This window comes from Rhizobium sp. Nf11,1 (assembly GCF_050587665.1).
In the GTDB taxonomy this organism is placed as follows: domain Bacteria; phylum Pseudomonadota; class Alphaproteobacteria; order Rhizobiales; family Rhizobiaceae; genus Rhizobium.
This window is the reverse complement of sequence record NZ_JBOBHU010000005.1, coordinates 55,054-70,225: the sequence shown is the minus strand read 5'-3', so window position 1 is coordinate 70,225 and position 15,172 is coordinate 55,054. Positions and strand designations below refer to the sequence as shown.

Here is a 15,172-nt window from a genome sequence, read left to right as displayed (position 1 = left end):
CCCGCTCAATAGACCAGCCAGGTCAGATCCGGCCAGAATCAGGAGGTGCCGCCTCGCGGCGCCTCGCTTAGTTGACCGCCGTGGTGGCGTCATCCATCTTGGTGCTCAGACCGTTGAACGTGTTGCCGATCTTCTCGCCGAGGGTCGTGGCACCGGCGATGAGCGCTACGGAAATGAGAGCTGCGATCAGGCCGTATTCGATTGCGGTCGCGCCGGATTCGTCCTTCAGAAAACGGCTAAAAAGCTTGGTCATGGGTACTCCTAACTCCAGTTGATGTTCAGCACGTCCGCCAACTGTTGCCGTTGATCGGATGACAGCAATCTAATGAATGGGCGTTTCTATCGGCTTAAGAAAAAGAGTTAACAGCATGTGAAAGCCGCCGGAGGCTCTTGTATGGTAAGCTTTACGCTATTCATTTCGCTCAACATTTAATGATTTTCAGAGGTTAACGAGGGGATTCATCCAGCAATAGCACAGGCGCCGTATCGAGCCGCAATGACGCCGACCGGATCTCGTGCCAAATCAGATCATCCCGTCTCACCGCGAAACAGCGTGGTGGGTTTAAAGCTTCATTCACCATTTTTTCCCATTCTATGCGCCTGTTGCGCTGTGATCGTGAAAGAGGACCAAATGTCATCGAGCGGCAAAACCATTTTCTTTGCCGGCATGATCGCCGTTTCCGGTATTTCGGGAGTTTCCTCGGCCGCAGACGATGACATGCTGCGCGTCTATATGGATCACGCGCGCGTCTTGAAGCTCGACCGCCCCGTCAGCAAGGTCATCGTCGGTAATGCCCAGGTCGCCGACGCGACCGTCGCCGATGCCAAGACCATCGTGCTGACAGGACGCAGCTTCGGCACCACCAATCTGGTCCTTCTGGACGCCGACGGCAATGCAATCCTGGACGAGCGCATCCTTGTATCGATAGACGAGGGCAACACGGTGCGCGTCTACCGGCAGACCGAGCGCTCCGTGCTGTCCTGCACACCCAATTGCGAGCAGCATGCGCAGCAAGCGGCCGCCGGCGCCACATCACCCTGACCGGCCCGGCTCGGATCTTCTGCCATTCGTTAAAATCGTCGTATCGGGCTGAAACGGAAAATCAACGAACGGACCCTAGTGTGGCAGGCAGAGATGTCGCTCGGGTCCAGGCAATGACGGTAGTTGATCAGAAGACGGATGGGGAGCGCGCCTTCGCGCCGGACCGTTTCTCCAAGTTTCGCGCTGTCGCCCGCTCGCGCGACGGCGCAGCGGCGATCGAATTTGCCTTGCTTGCCATCCCCTATTTCCTCGTGATCTTCGCGATCCTCGAAACCTTCATCGCCTTCGCCGCCGAGGAACTCGTCTCCAACGCCGTCGATACGATGAGCCGGCGGATGCGAACCGGGCAGATCACCTACAATCTCGGCCGTACGACTGATATGAGCCGGACGCAATTCCGCCAGGCGTTCTGCAACGAGATCTCGATCCTGATCAGTTGTTCGACAAGCGAAGCCGCAACGCCGAGCAAGCTTTACGTAGATGTGCAGACGTTCGCCACCTTCTCGGCCATTCCGACGACGATCCCCAAAGTTTCCAGTGACCGATATGCCGATATCAACACCGCCGCCTTCAAATATGCGCCTGGCGGCGCCGGCACGATCAACATGCTGCGCGCCTACTATCGATGGGAAATCATCACGGATCTGGTCCGGCCCTATATCACGACCATCCGTCCGTCCGACGGTTCGATGCCGACGCAATATCTGATTATCGCCACCTCCGCCTTCCAGAACGAGCAGTATCCATAATGGCGATGCGCAACCCGTTCTCCAGACTGGTACAGCAGGCGCGTCGGCTGGCGCGAGAGCGCAAGGGCGCCGGAGCGATCGAATTCGCAATCCTCTTTCCCGTGCTCATCATGCTCTACATCGGCGCTTTCGAGATCACGATCGGCCTCAGCGTCAGCAAGCGCGCTACACGGGCCGCTGGTTCGATTGCCGACCTCGTCACCCAGCAGCAATCCGTCACGAAGAGCGCGCTTGCGCAAATGCCATCGGTGGCAACCGGGATGTTCGTACCTTACAACACGACATCGCTGACACTGAAAATCACCGGAATTTCAATCGACGCCAGTGCCAATGCGAAAGTGCTCTGGTCCTGGGCCCAGGATGGCACGACGCCTTACGCCAAGAATGTGACTGTGAGCGACGTGCCGGCCGACATGAAGACGGCAAATAGCTTCCTTGTTCGGACCGAACTCAGCATCCCCTATAGGATGTTCCTGTTCGCGCCGAACTTCATGCCGGATGGGATGCGCACGATCACCATCGGCCGCAGTTTCTTCTACCGCCAGCGGCAAGGCGACTCGATACCCTGCGGCGACTGCTGACCCCTTCCCCATCTCGAATTTGCCAAGCCAGGCGCGGCGCTATATGCGTGGGCTTCAGCCTCCGACGGTCCGGAGGCCGGCGATCGGTCCTCTCGGGGGTAAAATGGCGCGCGCCTTTCTTTTCGTTCTCGATTCCTTCGGCGTCGGCGGGGCGCCTGACGCGGCAGCCTATGGCGACGAGGGCGCCGACACACTCGGCCATATTGCCGAATTCTGCGCGGCCGGTGCCGGAGACCGCGCCGGGCTGCGCAGCGGGCCGCTTTCCCTGCCGAACATGTCGGAACTTGGGCTTCTGCACATCGCCCGGGCGGCCTCCGGCCAATTTCCGGCCGGCATGCCCCTGCCGGAAAAGGTCTACGGCATTTATGGCGCGGCCAGCGAAATCTCCCGCGGCAAGGACACGCCATCGGGCCATTGGGAGATCGCGGGGACGCCTGTCAATTTCGATTGGGGATATTTTCCGACGGAAGGCGATGCCTTTCCCCCGGAACTGATCGAGGCATTATGCCGGGAGGGCGACATTCCCGGCATTCTCGGCAATTGCCACGCCTCGGGAACCGAAATCATCGCCAGGCTCGGCGAAGAACATATCCGCACCGGCAAGCCGATCTGCTATACGTCCTCGGATTCGGTCTTTCAGGTAGCGGCGCACGAAGCGCATTTCGGCCTGGACCGGCTGCTTGCCTTCTGCCGCACGGCTCGCGCCCTTCTCGATTCCTACAATATCGGCCGCGTCATCGCCCGGCCCTTCATCGGCCAATCCGCCTCCACCTTCCAGCGCACCGGAAACCGGCGCGACTTTTCCGTTCTGCCGCCGGAGCCGACGCTGCTCGACCGGCTGGTCGAGCACAACAGGCACGTACATGCCGTGGGAAAGATCGGCGACATCTTCGCCCATCAAGGCATTTCCAGGGTCATTAAGGCCACCGGCAACGAGGCGCTGATGGATGCGTCGCTCTCGGCAATCGACGAGGCCGAGGAGGGCGATCTCGTCTTCACCAATTTCGTCGATTTCGACATGATCTACGGCCATCGCCGCGACGTGCCCGGTTATGCGGCAGCACTCGAAGCCTTCGATGCGCGTCTGCCTGAGGTCCACAAAAAGCTGAAACCCGGCGATCTCGTCGTGCTGACCGCCGACCATGGCTGCGACCCCACTTGGCGCGGCACGGACCATACGCGCGAACGCGTTCCGGTCATCGCCTACGGCCCCGGCATGCGGTCGCGTTCCATCGGCGTTCGCCGCACCTATGCCGATATCGGCGAAAGCATTGCGCGCCATCTCGGCATCCCGAGCGGAGCGCATGGAAGGAGTTTTCTGTGACATTGCATTTGAAGAAGGTCGAGCTGCACTGCCATCTAGAAGGCGCGGCTCCGCCTGTGTTGACAGAGGCGCAGGCGCGGAAATACGGCGTCGACATCAGCAACGAGCTCCGCGACGGCGCCTATGTCTGGCACGATTTCGCCAGTTTTCTGGAATGTTACGACAAGGTGTCGGAGGTCTACAGGACGGAGGATGATTATGCGCTTCTGACCGAAACCTATCTCGACGAACTTGCCGGCATCAATACCATCTACAGCGAGCTCATCGTGTCGCCGGACCATGGCAAGCGCATCGGGCTCGGCGCAGATGCCTATATATCAGGCGTCTGTGAAGGCATCCGGCGGGCCAAGGCCAAAAGCGGCATCGAGGCCCGGCTGATCGTCACCGGGGAACGGCATTTCGGCCCCGAGAGCGTGATCGGAGCGGCCGAATATGCGGCAAAGGCAGGCAACCCTCTGATTACAGGCTTCAATCTCGCCGGCGAGGAGCGCATGGGCCGTGTGGCCGATTATATCAGAGCTTTCGACATCGCCCGCGATGCCGGCCTGGGATTGACCATCCATGCCGGCGAAGTCTGCGGCGCCTTCAGCGTTGCCGACGCGCTCGATGCCGTGCGGCCCGCGCGCATCGGCCATGGGGTGCGCGCCATCGAGGATACCGATCTGGTGAAGCGGCTTGCCGATCTCGGTACCGTGCTTGAAGTCTGCCCGGGCTCCAACATCGCACTCAGGGTCTTTCCCGACTTCACCTCGCATCCGCTGCGGCGCTTGAAGGAAGCGGGTGTGCGGGTGACGATCAGCTCCGACGACCCGCCGTTTTTCCATACATCGCTGAAGCGGGAATACGAGCTTGCCGCCGATGTTTTCGGATTCGCCGATGCAGAAATCAACGCCATGACGCGCACTGCAATCGAGGCTGCCTTCGTCGACGATGAGACGCGCAAGGCGCTGCTTGCCCGCCTTTAAGGCGAGAGGCTGGGGAAGACCGACGCAAATTCGGCTCCACTCTTGCGGTCGAGCCGATTTCCGTGAAAGAAACATTCGATAGAAAGAATGAAAGGCTTCCCCATGGACGGCGTCACGGTCATCGATCACCCGCTTGTGCAGCACAAGCTCACCATCATGCGGCGCAAGGAGACATCGACGGGAAGTTTCCGGCGCCTGCTGCGCGAAATCTCCACGCTGCTCTGTTACGAGGTCACCCGCGATCTCGAATTGACGATGGCGACGATCGAGACGCCGCTGCAAACGATGGACTCGCCGATCCTCGAGGGCAAGAAGCTGGTCTTCGCCTCGATCCTGCGCGCCGGCAACGGGCTGCTCGAAGGCATGCTCGATCTCGTGCCATCCGCCCGCGTCTCGCATATCGGCGTCTATCGCGATCACGAGACGCTGCAGCCGGTCGAATATTACTTCAAGGCGCCAGAGGACGTGGCCGAGCGCCTGATCATCGTCGTCGATCCTATGCTGGCGACCGGCAATTCCTCGATTGCGGCGATCGACAAGCTCAAGGAACGCGGCGCCCACAATATCCGCTTCCTCTGCCTTCTCGCCGCCCCGGAAGGCATCCGCAACTTCCGCGCTGCGCATCCGGATGTTCCGGTCTTCACCGCGGCGATCGACAGCCACCTCAACGAGAAGGGTTACATCATGCCGGGCCTTGGCGATGCCGGCGACCGCATGTACGGCACCAAATAATTTCAGCCTTCCTTTACCAAATCGAAAGGCTTTATGGCCCGGACGGTTCGCTCCGGGCCTTTTTGTTATCGATATTAGCAACTTATCAGGATTTGAGGCTTAGCAAGCTGGAAGCATGAGGCCCTGCATGAAGCGGGGTTTATACAGGAAGGATTTCTGTTTCATGCTCGTGCGTACCGTCATATTCGCCAGCATCGCCGCGGTGCTGGCCACACAGGTACCTTCTCTCGTTGGAAGCGTCAGCCAGCAACCTGCCGACGTTCTCTCCGCCAATTACGTATCTGCCGACGCCCGCCAGTCCGCGGCACCGGCGCCCGCTTCCGGCAATAGTACGATCCGCCTGCAGGCGGATGCGCAGGGCCACTATACCGGCAGCTTCAAGATCAACGGCAAGCCTGTGTTAGGGCTGATCGATACCGGCGCGACCTACGTCGCCCTCAACGAGACACTCGCCCGCCGGCTCGGCTATGCCGCAAACCAGCTCGACTTCCGCTATGGTGTCAACACGGCAAACGGCCAGACGAAGGCCGCGCATTTGACCCTCGATCGGGTCGAAATCGGCGGCATCCGCGTCCGGAATGTCGAGGCCTTCGTGCTCAGGGACGACGCGCTCACGACCACCCTGGTCGGCATGAGCTTTCTGCAGAAACTCGCCTCCTATTCCGTCGCCGACGGCTCGCTCAGCCTCAAGCAGTAAACCGCATCAGACCCGGCCTGCGATGACGGGGGCCAGTTCCGGCCTGTCGTCAGCAATCCGATAATGCACGGCAAGGGCCGCAGCAGCTTTTCCCGCCGCGGCTTCGTCGGCAGCGTGAACGACAGCGATCGGATCGCCCGCATTGACTCGGGTGCCAAGCGGCAGGAGGCCGGAGAAGCCGACACGGTGATCGATCCGATCTGCCGGATGCCGGCGGCCGCCGCCGAGATCGATGACGCTGATGCCGATACCGCGCGCGTCGCAGGCGGCAAGCCAGCCGGATCGGGCGGCCGGGACTTCTTTTTCGACCGGCGCCCTCGCCAGGTATCTATCCGAATTCTCGACGAGATCGGCCGGTCCGCCGAGCATGGATACCATACGCCCGAAGCTTTCGGCCGCCTCGCCCGATGACAGCGCTCGGCGCGCCATGCCATTGGCTTCTTCAGAGGAGGCGGCAATGCCCGATTTCACCAGCATCTCGGCGGCGAAGGCAAAAACCACGGTCTCGAGCCGCGTGCCGCTCTTCCTGCCCGCCAGGAACTCCAAACAGTTGCGCATCTCGACCCCATTGCCGGCGCAATCGGCGAGCGGCTCGTTCATGTCGGTGATCAGGGCGGAGGTCTTCACGCCCGCGCCATTGGCCACCTCGACCAGGGAACGCGCCAGCATCTCCGCCTGATGGCGGTCAGCCATGAAGGCGCCGTTGCCGAGCTTGACGTCGAGCACCAGCGTCTCAAGTCCGGCCGCGAGCTTCTTCGACAGGATGGAGGCAGTGATGAGCGGAATGGAGTCGACGGTGGCGGTCACATCGCGCACGGCATAAAGCCTGCCGTCGGCGGGCGCCAAGGTTCCGGTCTGGCCTATGATGGCGCATCCCGCCTCCTTCACCACCTTGCCGAAGAGCTCCGCATCAGGGGTGATCGCATAGCCGGGAATGGATTCGAGCTTATCCAGCGTGCCGCCGGTATGGCCGAGGCCGCGCCCTGAAATCATCGGGACGGCGAGGCCGCAGGCAGCGGCGATCGGCGCCAGCATCAGCGAGACATTATCGCCGACGCCACCGGTCGAATGTTTGTCGGCGATCGGACGGTCGATGCCCGCCCATTGCAGCCTGTCGCCGGAATTGGCCATCGCCAGCGTCAAGGCTACGATTTCCTCGCGTGACATGCCTTTGAACCAGACGGCCATGGCGAAGGCGCCGATCTGGCTTTCGGACAGCTGCCCGGCGGCAAGTGCCGCGATGAAGGAGCTGATATCGGCGGCGTCGAGTTCCTCGCCATCGCGTTTGCGCCGGATGATTTCCTGCGGAATCATCTCAATAGCTCGACGCCGCAGCCGGTGCCGGCTGCGCTCCGCTCAGAACGGCCAGTATGTCGTCGAGCAGGCCGGAAGCGCCGAAGCGGAAGGTCGAGGGCATGGCCCAGTCCGGCGCCATGATCGTTTCAGCAAGGCTGAGATAGAGCGCCGCATCCGCCACCGAGCCGATGCCGCCAGCCGGCTTGAAGCCGACCTTGCGTCCGCTCTCACGAATGGCCCGGATCATGATGTCGGCGGCTTCGAGCGTCGCGTTGACGGCGACCTTGCCGGTCGAGGTCTTGATGAAATCAGCGCCGGCTTCAATAGCGAGTTCGGAGGCGCGGCGGATCAAGGCAGCATCCTTTAACTCGCCGGTCTCGATGATCACCTTCAGCAGGACGGGGCCGGCGCATTCGGCGCGCACCGCCTTGACCATGTCTGTCACCGCCTTCTCATTGCCTGATATGAGCTTGCGGTAGGGGATGACCAAATCGATCTCATCGGCGCCATCGGCAATCGCCTCACGGGTTTCGGCGGCAACATCGGCCACTTCCATATCGCCTGCTGGGAAATTGACGACCGTTGCGATCCGCACGGCATGGCCGGCGCCGAGGATGTTGCGGGCATGGGCGACGAAACGCGGCCAGATGCAGATCGCGGCGCTGTTACCGTAGGGCGTCTGCGCGCGGGCGCAGAGCGTATCGATCTGCGCCTCGGTGCAATCGTCCTTCAGATTGGTGAGGTCGAGAAGGGAAAGGGCGACCGCCGCCGTTTCCCGGATTGAATGGCTATTCATTTTCGCTTTCTCCCGCAATCATCTCTTTCAATATGGCGGCGAGACGGGCGCCGCCGACGGGCGCCATGTCCTTGGTTTCTTCATGGCTGAGCTCATTGCCGGTCATGCCCGCTCCATAGTTGGTGATAACGGAAGCGGCCGCAACCCTCAGACCCAGCATTCTTGCGATGATCACCTCCGGCACCGTCGACATGCCGACGGCATCGGCGCCGAGGATGCGCGCCATGCGGATTTCGGCCGGCGTTTCGAAGCTCGGACCGGAAAACCACATATAGACGCCCTGCCCCAGCTCGATCTTGAGTTTTGCCGCCGCCTTCCGCATCGCCGCGGCGAGGCCGGCGTCATAGGCATTGGTCATGCCGACGAAGCGATGGTCGCTTTCCTCGCCGATCAGCGGGTTCATGCCGGAATAGTTGATGTGATCGGTAATCTGCATCACCGAACCGGGCGGCATATCGTCGCGCAGTGATCCGGCTGAATTGGTCAGGATCAGCGCCTCGACGCCGAGCGCCTTCAAGACCTCGATCGGCAGGCGCATGGCGTTGGCATCGCCCTTCTCATAATAATGCACGCGGCCGGAAAGCATGATGACCGGCTTTCCACCGAGGCGGCCGGCGACGACTTCGCCGGCGTGGCCGGAGACGGCGCTGACGGGAAAGCCCGGCAGATCGCGATAGGGAATACGGACGGCGCCTTCCAACTGGCCAACGAGGGAGCCGAGACCGGAGCCGAGCACGATACCGTGGCGCGGCTTGATCGCGCCGAGCAATGCGGCGAGCAGGTCGACCGTCGTCCTCATCCGAGTTCCGTCTCGAAGCTGAAGGGAAGAAGCTCTTCCATTGTCATGGTCTTCTTCACGCCCGCCTCATCGCAGAGATAGATCTTCGTGTCCTTGGCGGCGAATTCGGAGATCTTCTGGCGGCAGCCGCCGCAGGGCGGGCAGAGTGGCAGCTTCTCGGCGATCACGGCCATTTCGACGATCTTCCTGGCGCCACCCATGATCATGGCGCTGATCGCGGTCGGCTCGGCGCACCATCCTTGCGGGAAGGAGAGGTTTTCGATGTTTGCGCCGGTATAGACCTTGCCGTCCTCGGCGCGGATCGCCGCACCGACCGGGAATTTCGAATAGGGCGCATGAGCAAAGGCCATGGCGCCGCGAGCGGCCTCGAACAGGTCGTGGGACATGATCAACGCTCCTTCGTATAGGGCACGCCGCCGGCCTTCGGCGGGATTGCGACGCCGATAAAGCCGGCAAGCAGGATACAGGTGAGGATATAGGGCAGCGCCTGGAAAACCTGGACCGGCACTTCACCGACCAATGGTACCTGCTTGCCCTGCATGAAGTTCGCCAAAGCATCGAGGAAGCCGAAGAGCAGGCAGGCGAACATCACCGGCACCGGCTTCCACTTGGCGAAGACCAGCGCCGCCAGCGCGATATACCCCTTGCCGGCCGACATGTCCTTGATGAAGGCGGCGGACTGGGCGATCGCAAGATAGGTGCCGGAAAAGCCGCAGAGGATGCCGGCGCACATGACGGCGCGGTAGCGCAGCCAGGCAACCGAAATGCCTGCCGTATCGACTGCGCCCGGATTTTCGCCGACGGCACGCAGCCTGAGTCCGAAACGCGTGCGGTAAAGGACCCACCAGGAGAAAGGCACGGCGAGGAAGGCAAGATAGGTGAGGATATTGTTGCCCGATATCACGCTTGCATAGAGCGGACCGATGATCGGTATGTCGTGGACGGCATTGGCGCCCGGCAGGATGATCGGCGCGAAGCGGGCCTCAGGCGCCAGCTGCGGCGTGCGGCCGCCCTGGCCGAACCAGGCTTGGCCGAGCACGATGGTAATGCCGGCGATGAAGAAGTTGATCGCCACGCCCGAGACGATCTGGTTGCCGCGATTGGTGATCGAGGCAAAGCCATGCACCAGGCTGAGTGCCACAGAGCAGATGACGCCGGCGCCGAGGCCCGCCCAGGCCGAACCGGTAAGGTAGGCCACACAGGCGGCGGCGAAGGCCGAGCCCAGCATCTTGCCTTCCAGGCCGATATCGAAGATGCCGGCGCGCTCCGAAAACAGTCCTGCGAGCGCGGTAAAGATCAGCGGAATAGACAGCCTGACCGTCGAGCTCAGGACGTTGATGAAGATGTCGTAGTAATCCATCGTCCGCTCCTCAGGCCCGTTTGAATTGCTGGTAAATGTGCACCATTGCTGGCCGGAACATGTATTCCAGCGCGCCGGCGAAGAGGATCACCAGTCCCTGAATGACCAGGATCATTTCGCGGGTGATATTCGGCATCTCGAAAGAGATCCAGTCGCCGCCCTGGTAAAGGGTGCCGAAAAGGATTGCGGAAAAGATGATGCCGAGCGGATGGTTGCGGCCCATCAGCGACACTGCAATGCCGACGAAGCCGGCGCCACCGACGAATTCAACCTGCAGACGGGCGGAAGAGCCCATGACGGGATTGAGCGCCATCATGCCGGCCAGCGCGCCTGAAATCAGCATGGCGATGATGACGATGCGTGCATAGGGTATGCCGGCATAGGCAGCGGCCGTCGAGCTCACGCCGAGTGTACGCATCTCAAAGCCGAGCTTAGTGCGCCAGATGAGGATCCAGACAAACCAGGCGGCAAGGAGGGCGATGATGAAGGAGACGTTGAAGGGCGCTGCACCCAATTTGGCTCCGAAGATGCTCATGATCCAGCCAAGCTTCGGAAGCTGCCCACCCTCGAGGAAGGTACGGGTTTCCGGCGCCATCTTGCCCGGCACGATCAGCACGTGCACCAGCAGATAGACCATGAGAGCGGCTGCGATGTAATTGAACATGATCGTCGTGATAACGATATGGCTGCCGCGTTTGGCCTGCAGGAAAGCGGGAATGAAGGCCCAGGCCGCACCGAATATCCCGGCGCCGACAATGGCGATCGGCATCGTCACATACCAGGGCACGTAATTGTCGAGCGCAAGCGCTACCAGCGCACAGCCGAGACCGCCAATATAGGCCTGACCTTCAGAGCCGATGTTAAAGAGACCGGCGTGGATGGCAACTGCTACGGAAAGGCCAGTGAAGATGAAACTCGTTGCATAGTAGAGTGTGAAGCCTATGCCTTCGCCGCTGCCGAAGGCACCCTCGATCAGCAGCGAAAGAGCGGCAAGCGGGCTTTCGCCGATCAGCCAGACGACGAAACCCGAGATCAAGAAGGCAACGACGAGGTTTAAAAGCGGGATCAGACCGTAATTGATCCATCTCGGAAGCGGAACGGAAGCAGTGCTCATAAAGGCCTCACGCGGCAATGCCGGCCATCATCAGGCCGAGGGTCTGTTCACCGGCATCGGGCGTCTTCTCACCGACGACATGGCCGGCGAACATGACAAGGATACGGTCGGAAAGGGCGCGGATCTCATCGAGCTCGACGGAGACGAGCAGGATCGCCTTGCCCGCGTCGCGCATCTCGATGATCCGGCGGTGAATGAATTCGATGGCGCCGATATCGACGCCGCGCGTCGGCTGGCCGATGATCAGCATCTTCGGATCGCGTTCGATTTCGCGCGCGACGACGATCTTCTGCTGGTTGCCGCCGGAGAAATTGGCCGTCTTCAGCCGCGGATTCGGCGGGCGGATGTCGTATTTTTCGATCTTCTCCATCGCGTCCTGGCGGATCGCGTCGAGATCGAGCAGCGGCCCTTTGCTGTAGCCCGGACGGCGGTGATAGCCGAGGACGGAGTTTTCATATTCCTCGAATTTCAGCACCAGTCCCATATGGTGCCGGTCCTCGGGAATATGGGCAAGCCCGAGGTCGCGCAGGCGGGCGGGATCGGCCTTGTCGATCGTCTGGCCGTCGAGAAGGATTTCGCCGGAGACGGGCTTCCGGATACCGGCGATCGCCTCCAGCAATTCGGACTGACCGTTGCCGGCGACACCGGCGATGCCGACGATCTCGCCGGCACGCACCTCGAAGGAGACATTATCGACCATGGTGACGCCGCGATTGTCCTTGACCGTAAGGTTGCGGACAGAGAGCACGGCGGCGCCTGGATTGGCTTCGCCCTTCTGCACGCGCAGCAGCACGCGACGGCCGACCATCAATTCGGCAAGCTCCTCCACCGTCGTTTCCGCAGTCTTGCGGGTGGCGACCATCTCGCCGCGGCGCATGACGGAGACCGTATCGGTGATCGCCATAATCTCGCGCAGCTTATGGGTGATGAGGATGATCGTCTTGCCTTGGTCGCGCAGCACCTTGAGGATGCGGAAGAGGTGGTCGGCTTCAGCCGGCGTCAGCACCCCTGTAGGTTCGTCGAGGATCAGGATCTCGGCGCCGCGATACATGGCTTTCAGGATTTCGACGCGCTGCTGCAGGCCGACCGGGAGCTCTTCGATCAGTGCGTCCGGATCGACCTCGAGGCCGTATTCGGTTTCCAGCCGCTTGAGCTCGGCGCGGGCCGATGCGACGCCTCTCGCCAGCAGCGATCCGCCTTCGGCGCCGAGCATGACGTTCTCGAGCACCGTGAAATTATCGACCAGCATGAAATGCTGGTGCACCATGCCGATGCCGGCGGCGATCGCCGCCTGGCTGTCACGGATGGTGACCGGATTGCCGTTGACGCGGATCTCGCCGCTGTCGGCGTGGTAGAAACCATAGATGATCGACATCAACGTCGATTTGCCGGCGCCGTTTTCACCGATGATGCCGTGGATCGTTCCCTTGGCAACGGTGAGATTGATGTCCTTGTTGGCATGGACGGCACCGAATTTCTTATCGATGCCGACAAGCTCGATAGCGGGCTTATCTGTCACTGCAGGCTCCAAATAAGAAAAGGGCGTATGGCGAAAATCCCCTCCGCCATACGCCCGATCTCGATATTACATCAGGGCGCTGATCACTTCGGGCAAGCGTTGTCCGATGTGTAATCGTGAACCTTGACGGTTCCGGCGATGATATCGGCCTTGGCCTTGTCGACGGCGGCCTGCATTTCCGGCGTGATCAGCGACTTGTTGTTGTCGTCGATCGCGGCGCCAACACCATCTTCCTTGACGCCGAGGGCCTGAACGCCAGCGGTGAACTTGTCGTTCTTGGTGTCGGTGTAGGCGTTGTAGACGGCGAGGTCGACGCGCTTGACCATCGAGGTCAGGACCGAGCCCGGATGCAGATGGTTCTGGTTGGAATCGACGCCGATCGACAGCTTCTTGTTGTCGGCGGCGGTCTGCAGAACACCAAGGCCGGTGGCGCCGGCAGCCGCGTAAATGACATCGGCGCCCTGATCGATCTGGTTCTTGGTGAGCTCGCCGCCACGAACCGGATCGTTCCAAGCGGCACCGGTGGTGCCGGTCATGTTCTGGAAGACCTGGATATCGGCCTTGGCAGCGCGCGCGCCCTGCTCATAACCGCATTCGAATTTGCGGATCAGCGGAATGTCCATGCCGCCGACGAAGCCGACCTTGCCGGTTTTGGAGGCCATGCCGGCGAGAATGCCGACCAGGTAGGAGCCTTCTTCTTCCTTGTAGACGACCGAGCGGACGTTCGGCTTGTCGACGACGGAGTCGACGATGATGAATTTGGTATCCGGGAATTCGGCTGCGACCTTCTCGATAGCCGAGGTCCAGGCGAAGGAGACGGCGACCACCGGGTTGAAACCGCGGCTTGCGAAGTTGCGGATGGCCTGTTCGCCCTGGGTGTCGCCGGTCGGCTCGAAATCGCGATAGGCGATGCCGGTCTCGGCCTTGAACTTCTCGGCGCCGTTATAGGCCGCTTCGTTGAAAGACTTATCGAACTTCCCGCCGGTGCCGTAAACCAGCGCCGGCTTAACATCGGCGGCAAGCGCCGTCGTCGACATGGCAGCCACGGCAAGGAGAGTGAGAAGGGATTTTTTCATTGTGCAGCCCTGTTGTTGCTATTCATTAGGGGTCCTCCCGCAAGCCCTTTTGGGCATGTCTGCGGAACCACCGACCTCCCCCCGGAGGCCTGGCTGCGCGCATCCTTGCATGGCTCACAGAAAAATTCACCAGAAATTTTTCAGGCGGTAAAGATTTGCAGCGATTGCTGAAAATCAGTTCTCCCGGGCTGATTTTTGGACATTTCCGCTGCCGGGATGCAAAATTTCCCGGCAATCCGACAGCCATGTTGGGATCACCGAAAGACCGGCGGCGACCGAATCTTCGGCCGAGCCGCAGCGGCAAGACCAGCTTGCCTATGCCGTGAAACGGCCGGCCACCGGCGGCTTCTTGTAGCCGACCATCCAAAGAAGCAGCGCGATCACAAGAAAAACCGCAAAGGCCGGCTGGAGCATCAGCCACTGAAAGATGAAGGCATAGAAGCGCGGGTGGATATAGTAGGAAAGCGCGGATTGCAGCGACGTCAGTGTGTCCGGGCTCACATCCTGCCAGGCATCCGACATCGGCGTCATGATCACGGCGGAGGCGGCAACCGATTGGATCGAATCGATGGTCCCGGCAATAACGGCTGCCGCAAGTGCGACAAGACTCGCCAGACGCAACAGGAAACGCATCAATCCCTCCGACGCTTCGATATGCCGGACAATTCCGGCGAGCCCGCGCCATTCTCCACCTTGAGAATTACATAGTCATCGCTGAGGTGAAGCACAATGGGATGGGCCGAGCGGAGTTTTATCGGAAGAAGTCAAAAAACTGTTAGATTTGGGTTGATCGGCAAAAATTCATCGGTATATATCGCGCCGTTCCGACGATTTGCTCCTATCCGGGCGCGAACGCCAAAGGACAGGTGGCCGAGTGGTTTAAGGCGCACGCCTGGAACGCGTGTGTACGTGAAAGCGTACCGAGGGTTCGAATCCCTCTCTGTCCGCCATTTTTCGCTAATAACCGTTGCTGCTTTCTCTTTAGCAGGCCGTCAAGTCTCGCGAGACTCCAATTGCATGCGGTAGCAGCCGAAACTGCGTGCCCGCCGACATCCACCGCGATGAACGACCCGTAGCTGGGCGTCGGAAGAGACCCATTCCCTCCCAACCACGGTCTGATCG

Annotated in this window: 17 protein-coding genes and 1 tRNA gene; 8 read left to right on the top strand and 10 right to left on the bottom strand. The window is 61.0% G+C overall.

Going from position 1 to position 15,172, the window contains the following annotated elements; genetic code table 11:
• Positions 1-67: 67 nt before the first annotated feature.
• Entirely contained in the window at positions 68-253 is a 186-nt protein-coding gene (locus ACQ7C1_RS09720; protein ID WP_085857806.1) for a Flp family type IVb pilin, read from the bottom strand.
• 378 nt (positions 254-631) lie between these two features.
• Between ACQ7C1_RS09720 and ACQ7C1_RS09715 the strand changes: the two genes are divergently transcribed.
• The 7 genes from ACQ7C1_RS09715 (at position 632) to ACQ7C1_RS09685 (ending at position 6,090) form a co-directional block, all read left to right on the top strand.
• Positions 632-1,042 carry a pilus assembly protein N-terminal domain-containing protein gene (locus tag ACQ7C1_RS09715; protein WP_020920118.1) on the top strand — a complete coding sequence of 137 codons (411 nt, stop codon included), beginning with the start codon at positions 632-634 and terminating at the stop codon, positions 1,040-1,042.
• A gap of 113 nt (positions 1,043-1,155) precedes the next feature.
• Positions 1,156-1,791, top strand: coding sequence for a TadE/TadG family type IV pilus assembly protein (locus ACQ7C1_RS09710; protein WP_430958128.1), 636 nt, complete (start codon positions 1,156-1,158; stop codon positions 1,789-1,791).
• Positions 1,791-2,372, top strand: a complete 582-nt coding sequence (locus ACQ7C1_RS09705) for a TadE/TadG family type IV pilus assembly protein (protein WP_430958127.1) — start codon at positions 1,791-1,793, stop codon at positions 2,370-2,372. The genes ACQ7C1_RS09710 and ACQ7C1_RS09705 overlap by 1 nt, the downstream gene beginning before the upstream one ends.
• Positions 2,373-2,475: 103 nt before the next feature.
• Positions 2,476-3,696, top strand: coding sequence for a phosphopentomutase (locus ACQ7C1_RS09700; protein ID WP_430958126.1), 1,221 nt, complete (start codon positions 2,476-2,478; stop codon positions 3,694-3,696).
• Positions 3,693-4,661: an adenosine deaminase gene (locus tag ACQ7C1_RS09695; RefSeq protein WP_430958125.1), complete on the top strand. Its 969-nt coding sequence runs from the start codon at positions 3,693-3,695 to the stop codon at positions 4,659-4,661. The genes ACQ7C1_RS09700 and ACQ7C1_RS09695 overlap by 4 nt, the downstream gene beginning before the upstream one ends.
• Before the next feature lie 102 nt (positions 4,662-4,763).
• Positions 4,764-5,393: a uracil phosphoribosyltransferase gene (upp, locus tag ACQ7C1_RS09690; protein WP_020920114.1), complete on the top strand. Its 630-nt coding sequence runs from the start codon at positions 4,764-4,766 to the stop codon at positions 5,391-5,393.
• Positions 5,394-5,520: 127 nt separating this feature from the next.
• A complete protein-coding gene (locus ACQ7C1_RS09685) occupies positions 5,521-6,090 on the top strand; it encodes a TIGR02281 family clan AA aspartic protease (RefSeq protein WP_430958124.1) in 570 nt (189 codons plus the stop codon).
• A gap of 6 nt (positions 6,091-6,096) precedes the next feature.
• On the opposite strand, the gene deoA is transcribed toward ACQ7C1_RS09685, so the two are convergent.
• From deoA to ACQ7C1_RS09640, 9 genes are all read right to left on the bottom strand, one after another.
• Entirely contained in the window at positions 6,097-7,404 is a 1,308-nt protein-coding gene (gene deoA, locus ACQ7C1_RS09680; RefSeq protein ID WP_430958123.1) for a thymidine phosphorylase, read from the bottom strand.
• A gap of 1 nt (position 7,405) precedes the next feature.
• Entirely contained in the window at positions 7,406-8,182 is a 777-nt protein-coding gene (gene deoC / locus ACQ7C1_RS09675) for a deoxyribose-phosphate aldolase (protein ID WP_221114621.1), read from the bottom strand.
• On the bottom strand, positions 8,175-8,981 hold the full coding sequence (locus ACQ7C1_RS09670) for a purine-nucleoside phosphorylase (RefSeq protein WP_221114620.1): 807 nt from the start codon (positions 8,979-8,981) through the stop codon (positions 8,175-8,177). The genes deoC and ACQ7C1_RS09670 overlap by 8 nt, the downstream gene beginning before the upstream one ends.
• Positions 8,978-9,367 (bottom strand): cytidine deaminase, encoded by a 390-nt coding sequence (locus tag ACQ7C1_RS09665; protein WP_064800281.1) that lies wholly within the window; start codon positions 9,365-9,367, stop codon positions 8,978-8,980. Before ACQ7C1_RS09665 ends, ACQ7C1_RS09670 begins: the two co-directional genes overlap by 4 nt.
• Before the next feature lie 2 nt (positions 9,368-9,369).
• Positions 9,370-10,341, bottom strand: coding sequence for an ABC transporter permease (locus tag ACQ7C1_RS09660; RefSeq protein WP_183700761.1), 972 nt, complete (start codon positions 10,339-10,341; stop codon positions 9,370-9,372).
• Between the two features lie 10 nt (positions 10,342-10,351).
• Positions 10,352-11,455 (bottom strand): ABC transporter permease, encoded by a 1,104-nt coding sequence (locus ACQ7C1_RS09655; protein WP_085776576.1) that lies wholly within the window; start codon positions 11,453-11,455, stop codon positions 10,352-10,354.
• 7 nt (positions 11,456-11,462) lie between these two features.
• Positions 11,463-12,974, bottom strand: a complete 1,512-nt coding sequence (locus tag ACQ7C1_RS09650; RefSeq protein ID WP_183700763.1) for an ABC transporter ATP-binding protein — start codon at positions 12,972-12,974, stop codon at positions 11,463-11,465.
• Between the two features lie 83 nt (positions 12,975-13,057).
• The gene (locus ACQ7C1_RS09645) at positions 13,058-14,050 is read right to left on the bottom strand and encodes a BMP family lipoprotein (RefSeq protein WP_088390641.1); all 993 of its coding nucleotides are present in this window, start codon (positions 14,048-14,050) and stop codon (positions 13,058-13,060) included.
• Between the two features lie 315 nt (positions 14,051-14,365).
• Positions 14,366-14,683 carry a hypothetical protein gene (locus ACQ7C1_RS09640; protein ID WP_085776573.1) on the bottom strand — a complete coding sequence of 106 codons (318 nt, stop codon included), beginning with the start codon at positions 14,681-14,683 and terminating at the stop codon, positions 14,366-14,368.
• A gap of 227 nt (positions 14,684-14,910) precedes the next feature.
• On the opposite strand from ACQ7C1_RS09640, the gene ACQ7C1_RS09635 reads away from it, so the two are divergent.
• Positions 14,911-15,000 (top strand) — tRNA-Ser (locus ACQ7C1_RS09635).
• Positions 15,001-15,172: the final 172 nt, after the last annotated feature.